Source organism: Microbacterium pumilum (assembly GCF_039530225.1).
Classification (GTDB): Bacteria; Actinomycetota; Actinomycetes; order Actinomycetales; family Microbacteriaceae; genus Microbacterium; species Microbacterium pumilum.
On record NZ_BAAAOH010000001.1, the window covers coordinates 2,365,829 to 2,381,992 of the forward strand.

At 67.8% G+C, this 16,164-nt stretch carries 15 protein-coding genes; 7 read left to right on the top strand and 8 right to left on the bottom strand.

The window, feature by feature from the left end; genetic code table 11:
- Window positions 1-3 precede the first annotated feature (3 nt).
- The 4 genes from ABD188_RS10350 to ABD188_RS10365 all read left to right on the top strand — a co-directional run bounded on the left by ABD188_RS10350 (window position 4) and on the right by ABD188_RS10365 (window position 4,097).
- Complete coding sequence (locus ABD188_RS10350; protein ID WP_344061512.1) at window positions 4-885, top strand: alpha/beta fold hydrolase; 882 nt, start codon at window positions 4-6, stop codon at window positions 883-885.
- Window positions 886-965: 80 nt separating this feature from the next.
- A complete protein-coding gene (locus ABD188_RS10355) occupies window positions 966-2,117 on the top strand; it encodes a N(5)-(carboxyethyl)ornithine synthase (RefSeq protein ID WP_344061515.1) in 1,152 nt (383 codons plus the stop codon).
- A gap of 77 nt (window positions 2,118-2,194) precedes the next feature.
- On the top strand, window positions 2,195-3,418 hold the full coding sequence (locus tag ABD188_RS10360) for an LLM class flavin-dependent oxidoreductase (RefSeq protein ID WP_344067014.1): 1,224 nt from the start codon (window positions 2,195-2,197) through the stop codon (window positions 3,416-3,418).
- A 1-nt stretch (window position 3,419) separates the two neighbouring features.
- Window positions 3,420-4,097 (top strand): FMN reductase, encoded by a 678-nt coding sequence (locus tag ABD188_RS10365; protein WP_344061518.1) that lies wholly within the window; start codon window positions 3,420-3,422, stop codon window positions 4,095-4,097.
- A gap of 34 nt (window positions 4,098-4,131) precedes the next feature.
- Here the strand turns inward: ABD188_RS10365 and ABD188_RS10370 are convergent, their stop codons facing one another.
- Complete coding sequence (locus ABD188_RS10370) at window positions 4,132-4,911, bottom strand: hypothetical protein (RefSeq protein ID WP_344061521.1); 780 nt, start codon at window positions 4,909-4,911, stop codon at window positions 4,132-4,134.
- Window positions 4,911-5,696 (bottom strand): hypothetical protein, encoded by a 786-nt coding sequence (locus ABD188_RS10375; RefSeq protein ID WP_344061524.1) that lies wholly within the window; start codon window positions 5,694-5,696, stop codon window positions 4,911-4,913. Before ABD188_RS10375 ends, ABD188_RS10370 begins: the two co-directional genes overlap by 1 nt.
- Before the next feature lie 152 nt (window positions 5,697-5,848).
- On the opposite strand from ABD188_RS10375, the gene ABD188_RS10380 reads away from it, so the two are divergent.
- Window positions 5,849-7,162: an HNH endonuclease signature motif containing protein gene (locus tag ABD188_RS10380; protein WP_344061527.1), complete on the top strand. Its 1,314-nt coding sequence runs from the start codon at window positions 5,849-5,851 to the stop codon at window positions 7,160-7,162.
- An 84-nt stretch (window positions 7,163-7,246) separates the two neighbouring features.
- Here the strand turns inward: ABD188_RS10380 and ABD188_RS10385 are convergent, their stop codons facing one another.
- The 5 genes from ABD188_RS10385 to ABD188_RS10405 form a co-directional block, all read right to left on the bottom strand.
- On the bottom strand, window positions 7,247-7,975 hold the full coding sequence (locus ABD188_RS10385) for a dienelactone hydrolase family protein (protein WP_344061530.1): 729 nt from the start codon (window positions 7,973-7,975) through the stop codon (window positions 7,247-7,249).
- A 17-nt stretch (window positions 7,976-7,992) separates the two neighbouring features.
- Window positions 7,993-8,655 carry a hypothetical protein gene (locus tag ABD188_RS10390; RefSeq protein WP_344061533.1) on the bottom strand — a complete coding sequence of 221 codons (663 nt, stop codon included), beginning with the start codon at window positions 8,653-8,655 and terminating at the stop codon, window positions 7,993-7,995.
- 127 nt (window positions 8,656-8,782) lie between these two features.
- Window positions 8,783-9,607 (bottom strand): DNA/RNA non-specific endonuclease, encoded by an 825-nt coding sequence (locus ABD188_RS10395; RefSeq protein ID WP_344061536.1) that lies wholly within the window; start codon window positions 9,605-9,607, stop codon window positions 8,783-8,785.
- A gap of 40 nt (window positions 9,608-9,647) precedes the next feature.
- Entirely contained in the window at window positions 9,648-10,328 is a 681-nt protein-coding gene (locus tag ABD188_RS10400) for a response regulator (RefSeq protein ID WP_344061539.1), read from the bottom strand.
- Entirely contained in the window at window positions 10,325-11,599 is a 1,275-nt protein-coding gene (locus ABD188_RS10405; protein WP_344061542.1) for an ATP-binding protein, read from the bottom strand. Before ABD188_RS10405 ends, ABD188_RS10400 begins: the two co-directional genes overlap by 4 nt.
- Window positions 11,600-11,732: 133 nt before the next feature.
- Here ABD188_RS10405 and ABD188_RS10410 point away from each other — a divergent pair, with 133 nt between their 5' ends.
- On the top strand, window positions 11,733-13,184 hold the full coding sequence (locus ABD188_RS10410; protein ID WP_344061544.1) for a cation:dicarboxylate symporter family transporter: 1,452 nt from the start codon (window positions 11,733-11,735) through the stop codon (window positions 13,182-13,184).
- Between the two features lie 65 nt (window positions 13,185-13,249).
- Here ABD188_RS10410 and ABD188_RS10415 read toward each other — a convergent pair whose 3' ends face one another.
- Entirely contained in the window at window positions 13,250-13,435 is a 186-nt protein-coding gene (locus ABD188_RS10415) for a DUF5302 domain-containing protein (protein ID WP_344061547.1), read from the bottom strand.
- A 391-nt stretch (window positions 13,436-13,826) separates the two neighbouring features.
- Between ABD188_RS10415 and ABD188_RS10420 the strand changes: the two genes are divergently transcribed.
- Window positions 13,827-16,118 (top strand): polyribonucleotide nucleotidyltransferase, encoded by a 2,292-nt coding sequence (locus tag ABD188_RS10420; protein WP_344061550.1) that lies wholly within the window; start codon window positions 13,827-13,829, stop codon window positions 16,116-16,118.
- Window positions 16,119-16,164: the final 46 nt, after the last annotated feature.

The window sequence follows — 16,164 nt, forward strand, 5'->3', positions numbered from 1 at the left end:
GCAATGACTTCGATCGACGATGCGCTCGCTCAGGATCGGGCGATCCCCGACGTGGACTGGCACGTCTTTCCTCCCGCAACCGAACACGATGTGTTCCCGGCACCCAGCGGCGGTCTGGCGCGCGCCAGACTCGGCGACCCCGATGCGCCCCGGGTCGTGCTGGTCTCAGGTGTCGCGGGGTCGAAGGAGGACTTCATCCTCCTGTTCCCGCTGTTCGCCGCGGCCGGCTATCGCGTCGAGTCGTTCGACATCGCGGGGCACTACGGCTCGGTGGATTCCGGCCCGCAGCACTTCGACCCGCCCCGCGAGCACTACGACTACCGCCTCTTCATCGACGACCTCATCGCGATCCTCGAGGACGGTCGAACCCCGGCCCACGTCCTGGGCTACAGCTTCGCCGGCCTCGTCGCGGAACTGGCGATGATCGAGCGTCCAGACCTGTTCGCCAGCCTGACGCTCATGGCCGCTCCGCCGGCGACCGGCCAGGTGTTCCGGGGCGTCAAGCACATCGGTCCGATCTCCGACATGCCACCGCATCGAGCTGCCGGGCTCATCCTGTGGGGCATCCGCTACAACCTCAACCGCACGCCGCCGATGCGGATCGCGTTCGTCAGGGAGCGGATGGCGGTCACAGGTCGCGCCGTCATCGACGACATCGTGGGGCTCATGATGACGATGCCGGATGTCGCCGACGAGGTCGCCGCGGTCGACATCCCGAAGCTCATCGCCGTCGGTGAGGCGGACCTGTGGCCCGAGGCCCAGCACCGCGAGTACGCCGAGCGGATCGGAGCCCGCATCGCGGTATATCCGACCGGCCACGCGCCCTGCGAGACCGCACCCCACCAGCTCGTGCGCGACATGCTGCAGGTCTTCGCCTCGGGCTGAGCCGGGGCATCCGTGCCGCTCAGGGGTGTAGCGTCGGGGTTCCGGGGAGGCTCCTGCCCGGCGCAGGGAACGAGGCCGATATGACCGATGCTGGAGCGACTCTGGGTGTGATCGGCACCTCGCGCAAACCGGACGAGCGGCGGGTTCCGATCCATCCCGGCCACTTCGAGCGGCTTCCCGATGAGCTACGCAGTCGAGTACTCGTGGAGGAGGGGTACGGCGACCGATTCGGCGTCGCCGATCTCGAACTCCTGCCCTTCGTCGGAGGCTTCGCTTCGCGGGGCGAGGTCATGGCGACATCCGATGTGGTGCTGCTTCCCAAGCCTCAGCTCGAGGATGTGGGGCAGCTCCGCGACGGCCAGGTGCTCTGGGGCTGGCCGCATCTGGTGCAGGACGGCCGGATGACGCAGCTCGCCATCGACAAGCGCCTGACGGTCATCGCGTTCGAGGCGATGAACCACTGGGGTCAGGACGGCGCCTTCGGCCTGCACGTGTTCCACATGAACAACGAGCTCGCGGGCTACTGCTCGGTACTGCACGCGCTCCAGCTCTGCGGCTCGACAGGGGACTACGGCCGCCGACTCACTGCGGTCGTGATCGGCTTCGGTGCGACCGCGCGCGGAGCCGTCACCGCGCTCCGAGCGCACGGGGTGCATGACGTGCGCGTGCTGACCAATCGGCGGACGGCATCGGTCGCGGCACCCATCCACGCGGCGCACATCATCCAGTTCGAGCCCGACGACGAGGGAATCTTCAGCGAGGTCATCACCGACGACGGTCGCGTGCCGCTCGCGCCGTTCCTGGCCGAGAGCGACATCGTCGTCAATTGCACGCTGCAGGATCCGAACCGGCCGCTGATCTACCTGCGCGAGAACGATCTCGGCGCCCTCCGGCCCGGCAGTCTCATCATCGACGTCTCGTGCGACGAGGGAATGGGCTTCGAGTGGGCCAAGCCCACGTCCTTCGCGGATCCGATGTTCACGGTCGGAGACACGATCAATTACTACGCGGTCGACCACAGCCCCTCCTACCTGTGGAACTCGGCCAGCTGGGAGATCAGCGAGGCGCTGCTCGGCTTCATCCCGATCGTCATGGGCGGAACCGAGGCGTGGTCTCAGGATGAGACGATCCGCCGGGCGACGGAGGTCGCCGGCGGCGTCGTCCTCAATCCCGCGATCCTCGAGTTCCAGTCACGTGGTTCGGCATTCCCCCATCCGGTCGGAATATCCTGACGCATGCCGCGTTGCATGAGATACATTCACATGCATAGAAAACGCGAGGAGCGATCGTGAACGACATCACACCCCAGATGCAGTTCGGCATCTTCACGGTGAGCGACATCACCGAGGACCCGACGACCGGAATCACGCCGAGCGAGAACGAGCGGATCCGCAGCACCCTCGCGATCGCGAAGCACGCCGAGGATGTCGGTCTCGACGTCTTCGCGCTGGGCGAGCACCACAACCCGCCGTTCTGGTCGTCGTCACCCACCACGACCCTCGCCTACATCGCCGCCCAGACCGAGCACCTCATCCTCTCGACAGCGACCACGCTGATCACGACCAACGACCCGGTGAAGATCGCGGAGGACTTCGCGATGCTCCAGCACGTGTCGGGCGGGCGCGTCGACCTCATGCTCGGCCGCGGCAACACCGGCCCGGTCTACCCGTGGTTCGGCAAGGACATCCGCCAGGGTCTGCCCCTCGCGATCGAGAACTACAACCTGCTGCACCGCCTGTGGCGAGAGGATGTCGTCGACTGGGAGGGCCAGTTCCGCACGCCCCTTCAGGGCTTCACGTCGACCCCGCGTCCGCTGGACGGCGTGGCCCCGTTCGTCTGGCACGGCTCGATCCGCACCCCTGAGATCGCCGAGCAGGCCGCCTACTACGGCGACGGATTCTTCGCGAACAACATCTTCTGGCCCAAGGAGCACTACCAGCGCCTGATCGCCCTCTACCGTCAGCGCTACGCCCACTACGGGCACGGCACGCCGGAACAGGCGATCGTCGGCCTCGGCGGCCAGGTGTTCATGTCTGCCAAATCGCAGGATGCCGTCCGCGAGTTCCGGCCTTACTTCGACAACGCCCCGGTCTACGGACACGGTCCGTCGCTCGAGGACTTCAGCGAGATGACTCCCCTCACGGTCGGGTCTCCGCAGCAGGTCATCGACCGGTACGCCGGTATGCGCGAGCACTATGGCGACTACCAGCGCCAGCTGTTCCTCATGGACCACGCGGGTCTGCCGCTGAAGACCGTGCTCGAGCAGCTCGACATCCTGGGTGGCGAGGTCGTTCCCGTGCTGCGCAAGGAGCTCGCGAAGGACCGTCCCGCCGACGTGCCGGATGCCCCGACGCATGCTGGTCTCGTGGCGGCGGCGTACGGCGGCGAGGCGCCCCGGCAGGCCGTCCCTGGCGCGAACCGCGGCGACAACCTCGTCGGCGAATCGCCCTACCGCGACAGCGAGTCTCAGCTGCTGAGCGCGTCGAAGCAGGGATCGGCGTTCGGTTCGGCCGCGACTCGGACAGGGGCCTGAGATGACCGACACTCCTGACTTCAGCGCCGAGAGTGGCCAGACCCGGCGGATCGCCGTGATCTCGGCCGGGCTGTCCAACCCGTCGTCGACTCGGATGCTCGCCGACCGGCTCTCATCCGCAAGTGCCCGACAGCTGCTCGAGCGCGGCATCCGCACCGAGGTCGACGTGTTCGAGCTGCGGGACTATGCGCACGACATCACGAACCATCTGCTGACCGGCTTCGCGCCGCCGGCGCTCGAGTCGATGATCGACGCGGTCACTTCGGCCGACGCCGTCATCGCCGTGACGCCGATCTTCTCGACGAGCTACTCGGGGCTCTTCAAGTCGTTCATCGACGTGCTGGACCCCGACGCGCTGACCGGCAAGCCCGTGCTCATCGGCGCGAATGCCGGCACAGCTCGGCATTCGCTCGCGATCGACTACGCGATCCGCCCGCTGTTCACGTACCTGCACGCCGAGCCGGTTGCGACCGGCGTCTTCGCGGCGTCGAGCGACTGGGGAGGATCGGCCGACCAGGTCGCGCCCCTGGGCGAGCGGATCGACCGCGGCGCGCGTGAACTCGCCGAGGCGATCGCCCGCAGGGAGCCCGCGAAGAGCACCGACCCGTTCGACCCCGCCAACTACCTCGGCGAGGGTCGCTCGTTCGGCCACCTGCTCGGCGGTCTCGCGGGGGAATGACGCGATGGCGAGTTGGTGACCGGGTTTCAGAAACTCAGTCACTCTCTGACGCGGGATAGAGGAACACCTCTACCGAATCACCGCGATAGCGGAATCGGATGACGCTTCCGTCGGGGAGACCTTCCGAGAGGTCATCCGCGGAGGTGCCGTCCACGCTGATGTCTGCGAACAGATCCACGCCGGGTGGCACGCAGTTGGCTCCGTCGACGCCACTCGGACGGTAGATGATCATGAAGCAGTGAAAGCCCTGCTTGTCGACGAGGAACCATGGTTCGACTCCCCGATAGGACTGGTAGCCGCGGACGGTGGAGGGGTCGGCATCCGCTCCGAGGAAGTCCAGCATCGACAGCACCACAGCGTCGTCCGCCGGGTCGTCGATGGGTTGCAATGTGGCATCTGGGTGCGGTCCGACAAGCCAAGCCATCGTGTACACGAGGGTGACGATGACGACGAGTGCACCGGCCACCACCGAGCCGAGACCGCCCCTGGTCGCAGTGAGGCGATCGCGAAGCGACTGTGGCGGGCTCTCGCTCGACGCCACGACAGCCGCGACGCCGGATGCGTGGGCCGGCTTGTCAGGGCCGATCTCTGTCTCGACACAGTCAGAGACCTTCTGTGCATAGGCGACCGCAGCTGCGCCGCTCTCTGTCACGGTTCCGCCGGTGGGGCTCGCGATGTGTGCCGCCGCCTCCAGCTCACTCAGTCTCGCCAGCGCAGTGGGGTCGGCCTGGATATCGGGATGCGGACCGTATGCCCTCGCGCGGAGGTCGTCCAGTTCGCGCCCAGCATCCGACGGCGTCGACCACACGTCCATCAGTCAGCCCCCGGCATGAGGTAGACGTACGCATCGACCCTGTCGTCGCGATATATGAACCGGACGATGCCTTCGCGTCGGAGCCCGTCGAAGTCGTCGCCGAACGATGCGATGTCCATGATGAGCTCTGCCGCGGCGGGAACGCAGCGCGCCTCTGAGACAGTGTCGTTCGCTCTGTTCACGGCGATGAGACACGGCGAGTCGAACGCGTCCGTTCCGGACCAGATCTCGAGGCCAAGAAACGACCCGTAGGCACGGAGGTGTGCGGCGTCGATCTCGAGCCAGGGCGTATCCTGCGCAACCAGTCCGAGGACCTGGGTGTCGGCCCGCGCTGCGGTCCGGTGCAGCGTCGCGTCGGGGCGCGGGGCGGCTACGAAGAGCGCCGTCGCGACGACCGAGACGACGATGAGTGCGCTGGCCGCCCACGCGAAGCGACTCCGCGACGTCGCGGTCGCGCGTTGCCAGATCGACCGGATCCGGCTGTTCTTCACCGGGGCCGAGGGCACGGCATCGGTGTGTCGCGGCGGCTCCGTAGCCACACGATGTGGTGCGGCGGGAGTGTCGGCGATGGTGATCGTCAGCGGGACACTCGCACTGGCCGCGCTCTCAGTCATGGACGAGTACCCCCAATGACTTCCGGGGTCGGTGCTGTGCGCGGCCTCGAGTTCGCGCAGCCGGACGAGAGCGGCAGGATCGACATCTATGTCGGGATCCGGACCGTACGCTCTCTCGCGCAGTTCACTCAACTCGCGGTCGGCGTCCGAGCGGTGCGTGGAGCCGTCCACGGCTGAACCGTACACCCGTGAGGGTGAAGGGTCTACGGACCCGTCAGTGGTCGGCGGGTCGGCCGGACGAGTTCGCTCGGATTGAGTCATCCGAGCGAAGTCTCCGGGCTCGACAGCTTGCGCTTCTAGAACACATCTACTAAACTAGTTCCGTGGACGTTCCCTCGTCTTTCGAATCATTCGACCCAGAGGAGTCGGATGATTGGGGGTGGGATGTTGACGCGATGCCGGTACCGGACGTCGTGGACCTGGTGGTCGAAGCCGCGACGATGGAAGCGGTGTTCGCCGCGCAGCGGCTGACTCGTATCGACGCGATGCGGCGTGAGCTGCTCCGCGAGGCCGAGGGCCGCGGAGCGGGCGTGACCGACATCGTGGAGCGGTCGATCCGGTTGGAGCTCGCGGCGGCCATGCGCGTGACCGAGTACTCAGCGGGCCGCATGATCGCGCACGCCGAGGCCGTGGTGCACCGCTACCCGGCCGCACTCGACTCCCTCGGCGGTGGTCGGATCACGCCGAAGCACGCCGAGCTGCTGGTGGATGCGCTGGACCAGTTGCCGTCCGACGTTCGCGCCGACGTCGTGACGCGAGCCGTCGAGCTCGCGGAGTCGGAGCCGGTGGGAACGTTCCGCCGCGGTCTGCAGGCCCTCGTCGAAAGGGCGCAGGCCGCGACCATCGAAGAGCGGTGGGATGCCGCTGTCCGAACTCGCCGGGTCGTCGTCGAACGCGGCCAGGACGGCATGGGTCTGCTGCAGGTGTACGCCCCGGTCGTCGAGCTCCACGCGATCTTCGGCCGGGCGACGGCGATGGCCAGGGCGATCGTCGGTCGCGCGGGCGAGACGCGGACGACGGATCAGGTGCGCGCCGACATCGTGTGCGACCTGCTGATCGACGGGAGGACGGACTCGGTGCCCGCGGAGGCGCGCAGCATCCGCGCGTCCGTGGTCGTGACCGTGCCGGTGATGTCGCTGCTCGATGACGACGCTGCGATGGCGTCGGATCTGCCGGTCGTCGAGGGCGTCGGCCCGATTCCCGCGTCTCGTGCCCGCATTCTGTGCGGGGGTGACGCGTTGTGGATGCGGGTGCTGACCCACCCGGAGACCGGAATGGTGCTCTCCGTGGGGCGCGAGCAGTATCGACCGCCGGCCCCATTGCGAAAGCTGACGAAGTGGCGGGCCGACAGGTGCATGGGTCCCGGATGCGGCATGCCGGCATCCCGCTGCGAGATCGATCATCAGGTCGCCTGGGAGATCGGCGGCGAGACGTCGCTCGAGAACCACGCGCCCTTCTGCAAGGGGCACCACATCGTGAAGCATCACGGTGGTTGGGCCGTTCGGCAGATCGAGGACAGCGGCGGCGCCATCGAGTGGACCTCGCCCAGCGGTCGACGCTATGTCGTCGAGCCCGAGAGACGGGTCCCGGTGTTCCGCGTCGACCCGGAGCGCGGCAGAGAATCCGCACCGTTCTAGGAAGTGATTCGCTGAACCGGCGCACTCGCCGGTCAGGCGTAGAGCCGCTCGCCCTAGTGATCGAACGACGCCGCCGCGCCGTCTCTATCGGTCGAGGCTCTCCGCCAAGAATGCGAGCGTCCGCTCCCACGCGTCGGCTGCATCATCCGCGCGGTACCGCGAGCCGGTGTCGTTGAAGAAGGCATGGGAGGCATCCGGGTACACGTGGTCGGTGAAGTCCACGCCGGCATCCGCCATCGCAGACCGCACGTCCGGCAGCGCGTCGATGAGCGCGGGATCGTGCCCTCCGTAGATCGCGAGCACCGGGCATCCGATCGTCGACATGCGGTCGGGCGAGGGCGCCGAGCCATAAAACGCCACGGCGGCACGCACCCGCTGGTCGGCGGCGGTCAGCGCGAAAGCGTACGTGCCGCCGAAGCAGAACCCCACGACCGCGATACGGCCGGCGACACCGGGCTCGGCAGCGAGAGCGTCGACGGCTTTGCGAAGCTGTGCGATCGCGGCGGAGGCGAAAGCCGGCTCGCGCATCGGTGCCAGGGCTTCGCGCAGACGCGGCTGGGCTGCCGTTCGACGGGCCTCATCCGGATCGGAGGTCAGCGCTTGCAGCTCCTGTCCGAGTCGGGGCGTCATCCCGATGCCGCTCAGGATGTCGGGTGCGATGACGACATAGCCCTCCGCCGCGAACCGATCGGCGACGCCCGTGATGTGCGGCACGAGTCCCCAGATCTCGTGGATGAGGATGACCCCGCCGCGCGGGGCTCCGGTCGGATCGGCGCGATACGCGCTCAGGCCGTCGAGATCGATAGTCGTCATCCGCTTACTCTCGCACCTCAGCCGCGCATCGAGGCGAGCATCCCGGCGATGGCATCCGCGACCGCCGCCGGGTTGCCGTGCACGATGTCGTGGCCGGACTCGACGGCGACGGTCTGGGGGTCCGAGCTGCCCTCGAGCCAGAGATCCTGATCGTCCTGCGTTGCGGACTGACCGTTCGTCGCCCACAGCACGGTCAGCGGGATGGCGGGGATCGGAAGGCGATCCACCGCGAGCTGATGCTCGATGAGCACGTAGTCCATGTGCTCCTGATTGTCGGGGGAGTCCCACGGAGGAACCTTCGATGCCGGAATGTCCGCCTGCGGGGACGGCACATCGTCCATGACGAGGCCGACGACCTCGTCGGGGTGGCGACCGGCGTAGTGGTAGACGTCGAACCCCGCCGCCGGACGACCCGACGAGCAGATACGGAGGCGGGATCTCCGCGGCGGTGAGAAGCGCGCGCAGGTCATCCACGATGTCATCCACCGTGCGCGCTCGATCCGGCGCGGGGTCGCTCGTGCCCGTCCCGGCCCGATCGGGGTCGAGATCGGGCTCGCGCCGGAGTCTCCCGACTCCGATTCACCGCCGGCCATGGGAGCGCAAGCACTCAGCGCCAGGATGCCGGCCGCCAGAGCGAATAGCGGTGCGCGCGCAGGGCAGAAGTCGATTGCGTCTGTCATTTCGGACTCCGGCATCTCGGCGACGCGAGTCTCATGCGAGCGCTGCGCTCGCAGGGTCGCCGACGATGCCCACGCCAGCCATCGGGGGTCCACGTCGACGGAGGGGCGATCCTCGTTCGGCGCCCGATCAGAGGCGGACGTCGTCCGGACGTGTCAGCTCACGCCACTCACCCGGGCGCGCTCCCGGGGGATTCGCGACGTCCGCGGCGACCAGCGGTCCGAAGTCGATCTGAGACAGTTCGCCGATGTCGTGGATCGGCGCCTGGAAGGTGCGGAATCCGCCGAGCGGCGCGACGATGCGGGCGGACTCGGTGGCGGCATCGATGAGCGACGACTGGTCCAGCACGAACCCCGCCGCCGCAAGTTTTCCTGGCACCCCGGTCGCCCAGGCGGCGACCTTCCAGAACCGCAGCGGCACCTGGATGCCCCGGTACGCCGGATCATCGGAACCGAGCACCGGAGCGGTGAACACCGACACGCGCACGTCGTTGGCTTCGGAGAACTGCAGGACGTGGTCCTCGAGCCCGAGCCACAGCTCCTTGGACTGGTTGAAGTCCGCCGCCTGAGGTGCCGCGTTCGTATAGACGAACGTTCCCCTGGTCGCGGCTTGCGCGACGTCCTCCGGTCCCCACCCGGGATCGCGCCGCCTCACCAGATGCCCGCGGTCGAGGTCGTTGTCGGCGTAGACCTCGGGCCCGGTCTGCTCCGACGCCGGGATCCGCTCGTCGAGGTGCCAGGTGCCGGTCCGCGGCAGATCCTGGAGCGTCGCGCCGTCGATGTTGACGCCCGTCACCAGTGCCAGCTCGCGGGTCCGGTCGAGCGTCACCGTGAACCTCAGGTAGGTGAGGTCGACGGTGCTTCTCGGCGCGCTCGAGACGGGCAGCGGCACCGTCACCTCGAGGAACCCGGAGTCGTAGCCGGTGGGGTCGGATGCTGCATCCTCGGTCGTCATCGTCTCATCATGCCCCGGCATCCCGACCCGGACCGCGGCCTCAGCGCACCCAGATGTACTCGGTCTCCGGCCGACCGGGAGTGCCGTAGCGGGACGCGCGATCCACCCGCCCGGTGTTGGCGAGGTGCTCGAGGTATCGGCGTGCGGCGACGCGCGACATCCCGAGCCGTTCCGCCGTCTCGGCGGCCGACAGCGCCTCACCGCCGCGAAGCACTCCGGCGACCAGCTCCAGCGTCGTGGTCGAAAGCCCTTTGGGAAGCTCGGCAGCGGCCGGCCGCAGCGAGCCGAGCAGTGCGTCGATCTCGGCCTGCGTCGTGGTACCGGCGGCCTCGGTCATCCGCCGCCGATAGTCGGCGTACTGCTCGAGCCGATCCCGGAACGTGGCGAATGAGAACGGCTTGACGAGGTACTGCACGACGCCGAGGCCGACGGCGGCGCGCACCACATCGGCGTCGCGGACTCCCGTGATCGCGATGATGTCGACGTCTGCGGCACGTGCCCGGATGTGCCGGGCGACATCGAGTCCGTGGCCGTCGGGCATCGTCATGTCGAGCAGCACCAGGTCGATTCCCTCGGCCGGCGGCGTTTCAAGCACCGCAGTGAGAGCCGCGCGCGCGCTCGCACATTCCGCGACCACCTGGAATCCAGGGACCCGCCCGACATACTCGCGATGCAGTTCGCGGGTGAGGTGTTCGTCGTCGACGATGAGGACGCTGATCACGACGCGACCTGCGCGGGCAGGACGACGCGGAACGTCGTCGGATCGCCCGTCAGCTCGAGGGTGCCGCCCGCGGCGTCGGTGATCGCGCGCACCAGCGCGAGCCCGACGCCTCGCCCGTCGGCTCCGGCGGGCTTGGTGCTGAAGCCGTGCTCGAAGATCTTCTCGCGGATGTCGGCAGGCACCCCAGTGCCGCTGTCGCTGAAGGTGAGGACGATGCGTTCATCGCGCGCCGCCGCCATTCCGACGCTCACCCACCGCGGCTCGGGTCCGGCGGCCGCGGCGTCGATCGCGTTGTCGATGAGGTTGCCCACGAGCGACACCGCATCCACAGCCCCGAGCGAGGTTCGCGGGATCGCCGGCTGCATGTCGACCCGCCAGTCGACTCCGCGCTCGGCGGCCTGTGCGGCCTTGCCGAGCAGCAGTGCTGCCACGGTGGGGTCTCCGTCGCGAGCGACCACCTTGTCGACGAGCTCCTGGCTCGACCGCGCGGTCTCGGTGAGCAGCTCGATGGCCTCGTCGGTGCGCCCGAGCTCCATCAGCGCGACGGCGGTATGCATGCGATTCCCGTGCTCGTGCGTCTGCGCGCGCAGCGCCTCCCCGAGAGTGCGCACCGACTCGTACGACGACACCGCGTCCCGCACCGCGCTCGCGGGCAGATCTCCCGCTATCCGACGGGTGAAGCGTCCGGCGATCCACGCCGCCACGAGGCCTACGGCGGCGAGCGCCATCGCGATGGCGATCACGAACGGCACCTGGCCCCATACGCCCGCACCCACGCTGCCGAGCGTGATGCCGGCGGAGACGAGCGCCACCACCTCGCCGTCCGACATCACCGGCACGACCGAACGCAGCGACGGACCAAGTGTTCCGGTCGCCTCCTCGGTCAACGTGCGGCCTTCGAGTCCCGGCCCGATCGTGCCGAGGTAGGGCTTGCCGATCTCCGCCGGATCGGCGTGTGTCAGCCGGATGCCCTCGGTCGTCATGATCGTGACGAAGTCGATCGACGTCTCGGCCATGATCCGCGTCGCGATGGGCTGGAGCTCGGCGGTGGCTGCGGCATCCGACCCGTGGGTGACGGCCGCCGAGACCTCGGGCATCTCGGCGATCGTGCGCGCGACCGCGAGAGTCACCGCCTCGGCCTCCGCCCGCTCGGTCGCCTGCGCCTGGAACGCCAGCAGCGCGACCAGCAGAAGGGTGATGACCGCGACGGCACCGAGGAACGCGAGGAACACGCGGGATGCCGCGCTCGCTCGTCGTTCCGTTCCCGCCATCCGCGTCCTCGCGTGGTCGTGACCAATACGACCGCAACCAGGGATGCGCCCGTCGTGCCCACATTCTAGGCAGGACGGGCGCCAGGACGGCGACCCGCAAGACAGCGAAGTTCCAACCGACTCGGAGGCGACGATGGCTCTCTCGACCCGCACGACATCATTCCGACTGCCCGGCTACAACTGGCGGCGCGGCAAGCAGGCGTGGGACAAACACACCTGGCTCTACGTAGCGGTCATCATCGCTGTCGTCCTCGGCGCGACCATCGGCCTGATCTGGCCCGAATTCGCAGTGACGCTGAAGCCGATCGGAACGGCCTTCGTCTCGCTCATCAAGATGATGATCGCACCGATCATCTTCTGCACGATCGTGGTCGGGGTCGGCTCGATCGCCAAGGCGGCGACGGTCGGCAAGATCGGTGGGCTCGCGCTCCTCTACTTCATGGTCATGTCGACGTTCGCGCTCGCGATAGGTCTCGTCGTCGGCAACATCATCCACCCGGGCGAGGGTCTGAACATGACGGGTTCCTCGTATGAGGTCACCGGTGAGGCGAAGACCACCGAAGAGTTCGTGCTGGGCATCATTCCGACGACCTTCTTCTCGGCATTCGTCGGCGAGAACGTCCTGCAGGTGCTCTTCGTCGCTCTGCTCGTCGGCTTCGCGCTGCAGCAGATGGGCAAGAAGGGCGAGCCCATCATGAACGCGGTCAAGCACCTGCAGTCGCTGGTGTTCCGCATCCTGGGCATGATCCTGTGGCTCGCCCCCCTCGGCGCGTTCGGCGCCATCGCGGCGGTCGTCGGCGAGACGGGGGTAGCGGCGATTTGGAGCCTCGGCATCCTCATGGTCGCCTTCTACATCACGTGCATCCTCTTCATCGTCGGCATCCTCGGCACTCTGCTGTTCGTGGTGACCCGGATCAACATCTTCAGCCTCATGAAGTACCTGGCCCGCGAGTATCTGCTGATCGTCGGGACGTCATCCAGCGAGTCGGCGCTGCCCCGGCTCATCGCGAAGATGGAGCACCTCGGCATCCAGCGCGCGGTCGTCGGGATCACGGTTCCCACGGGCTACTCGTTCAACCTCGATGGAACGGCGATCTACCTGACCATGGCGTCACTGTTCATCGCCTCGGGCATGGGTGCGCCGATGTCGATCTCCGAGCAGATCGGTCTGCTGGTGTTCATGATCATCGCCTCCAAGGGCGCTGCGGGTGTCACCGGCGCCGGCCTCGCGACCCTTGCGGGGGGCCTCCAGGCTTACCGGCCCGACCTCGTCGACGGCGTCGGCGTCATCGTGGGCATCGACCGCTTCATGTCCGAGGGACGTGCGCTCACCAACTTCACAGGCAACGCGGTGGCGACGATCCTCATCGGGACGTGGGTGAAGGAGATCGACAGCGCGCGTGCCCGTTCAGTGCTCCGTGGCGACATCCCCTTCGACGAGACGACGCTGCAGGGCGACGACCACGACGGCATGTCGCCCTCCGCCGACGCCGTGGGAACGCAAGAGCTGGAAGAGGCCGCGGTGAACGAGGCGGCCGCCAAGGAAGAACGCGCCCGGGCGCGTGAAGAAGCGCTTACGCGCTGAATCGAAACCGACGAGGCCGTCCCACAACGGGGCGGCCTCGTCGGGGTCGGGCTCGGGCTCGGGCTTCAGCCGCTCTTGCGGCGGAACTCGCGCTTCTGCGATGCGGGACCGTGCGAGCCGTGCACGACGGAGTCTCCATCGAGATGCGCCTCACCCTCACGGTGCTGCGCATTCTTCTTGTCGAGCGCCTCCTTGAACTTGCGCTTCATGTCATCCGACGCGGCGTTGGTCGGCGTGTCATCGGTGCTCATGCGCTCCAGCCTACGCACGACCGACGGGACTTGTCATGCCGCGGGTTGCTCGAAGGAGCCCGGCAAAGTCGTGAGACCCGCCTCACTGGTAGGCTTGGTCGGGTTGCCTTGCGGCATCCGCTCAATTCAATACGAGCTCACGGAGCGGGCCGGCAGGAAGCTGGTCCCCTGTGGTGGGTTCCCGTCCCGATTCGAGGTGGACGGTGATCTTCTACTGGTGGCCAGCGCAGGCGGTCCCGCGGCAGACAGCCGCGCGTCGATAACTGCCTGTTCCTGCTCCTTTCGCACAATGCTCGCGCGCCACACGGGTGCACGAGTCGAAGCAAGGGCACGCGCCCGCCACCCACACGGGGTGGCGATCCGCTCCCTTGAAATGAAAAGGAGAGACCTCTTGGAAGGTCCTGAAATCACATTCGCCGAAGCAGTCCTCGACAACGGACGTTTCGGCACCCGCACGGTTCGGTTCGAAACCGGCCGTCTCGCGCAGCAGGCGCAGGGCGCCGTCGCCGCGTACCTCGACGAGGAGACGATGCTCCTCTCGGCGACCAGCGCGAGCAAGAACCCCCGCGAGGGCTTCGACTTCTTCCCGCTGACCGTCGACGTCGAAGAGCGCTCGTACGCCGCGGGCAAGATCCCCGGCTCGTTCTTCCGCCGCGAAGGTCGCCCCTCGACCGAGGCGATCCTGGTCTGCCGTCTCATCGACCGGCCGCTGCGCCCGTCGTTCGTCGACGGTCTTCGCAACGAGATCCAGATCGTCGTCACGGTCCTCTCGATCGCGCCAGGCGAGTTCTACGACGCCCTCGCGATCAACGCCGCTTCGGCGTCGACGCAGATCTCAGGTCTGCCGTTCTCGGGTCCGATCGCCGGTGTGCGTCTCGCGCTCGTGCCGGGTCACGGCGAGCACGCGGACCAGTGGGTCGCGTTCCCTGACGTCAAGGTCCTCGAAGAAGCCGTGTTCGACCTCATCGTCGCCGGTCGTGTCATCACCGACGCCAACGGCAACGAGGATGTCGCGATCATGATGGTGGAGGCCGAGGCGACCGAGCACAGCTGGAACCTCATCAAGGCCGGCGCCACCAAGCCCAACGAGGAGGTCGTCGCCCAGGGCCTCGAGGCCTCGAAGCCGTTCCTCAAGCAGCTCGTCGCGGCGCAGGCCCAGCTCGCGAGCACCGCTGCCAAGGAGATCCAGCCGTACCCGGTCTTCCCCGCCTACGGCCAGCAGACCTACGACTTCGTCGCCGGCCGCTCGTACGACGAGCTCAAGGGGATCTACCAGATCGCCGACAAGACCGAGCGCAACAGCGCGGATGACGCGCTCAAGGATCGCGTCAAGGGCGAGCTGCTCGCCGCCGTCGAGTCCGGCGAGCTGCCGGCCGTCGCGTCACTCGAGTTCTCGGCCGCGTACAAGTCGGTCACCAAGAAGATCGTGCGTTCGCGGATCCTGACCGACGGCGTGCGGATCGACGGTCGCGGCCTCGCCGACATCCGTCCGCTCGACGCCGAGGTGCAGGTCATCCCGCGCGTCCACGGCTCCGCGATCTTCCAGCGCGGCGAAACCCAGATCCTGGGTGTCACCACGCTGAACATGCTCAAGATGGAGCAGCAGATCGACTCGCTCTCGCCGGTGACCCACAAGCGCTACCTGCACCACTACAACTTCCCGCCCTACTCGACCGGTGAGACCGGTCGCGTGGGCAGCCCGAAGCGTCGCGAGATCGGGCACGGCTTCCTCGCCGAGCGCGCCCTCGTGCCTGTGCTTCCGGCTCGCGACGAGTTCCCGTACGCCATCCGGCAGGTGTCCGAGGCGCTGAGCTCCAACGGCTCCACCTCGATGGGCTCGGTCTGCGCGTCGACCCTCTCGCTGCTCAACGCCGGCGTGCCGCTGCGCGCACCCGTTGCGGGCATCGCGATGGGTCTCGTGTCGGACGAGGTCGACGGACAGACCCGCTACGCGGCGCTGACCGACATCCTGGGCGCCGAAGACGCGCTCGGCGACATGGACTTCAAGGTCGCCGGAACGAGCGAGTTCGTCACCGCCATCCAGCTCGACACGAAGCTCGACGGCATCCCGTCGTCGGTGCTGACCGCCGCGCTGCAGCAGGCCTACGACGCCCGCATCACGATCCTGAGCGTGCTCAACGCCGCGATCGACGGTCCGGATGAGATGGCCCCGACCGCACCCCGCGTCATCAGCGTGCAGATCCCGGTCGACAAGATCGGCGAGCTCATCGGGCCCAAGGGCAAGACGATCAACGCCATCCAGGACGAGACGGGCGCCGACATCTCCATCGAGGAGGACGGCACCGTCTACATCGGCGCTGTCGACGGTCCGTCGGCCGAGGCCGCTCGTGCCCAGGTCAACGCGATCGCCAACCCGACGAACCCTGAGATCGGCGAGCAGTTCCTCGGAACCGTGGTGAAGATCGCCACCTTCGGCGCGTTCATCTCGCTGCTGCCCGGCAAGGACGGCCTGCTGCACGTCAGCGAGGTCCGCAAGCTCGCCGGCGGCAAGCGCGTCGAGAACGTCGAAGACGTCCTCAACGTCGGTCAGAAGATCCTCGTGAAGATCACGAAGATCGACGACCGCGGCAAGCTCTCGCTCGAGCCCGTCCTCGAAGAGGCTGCGGACCAGGAAGGCCGCGCAGCGGCCAGCGAAGGCCCCGAGGGTCCCGCCGAAGGCTGAGCCTGTCGAATCCTGAGCGTGTCGAAGCCTGAGCGTGTCGAAGCCT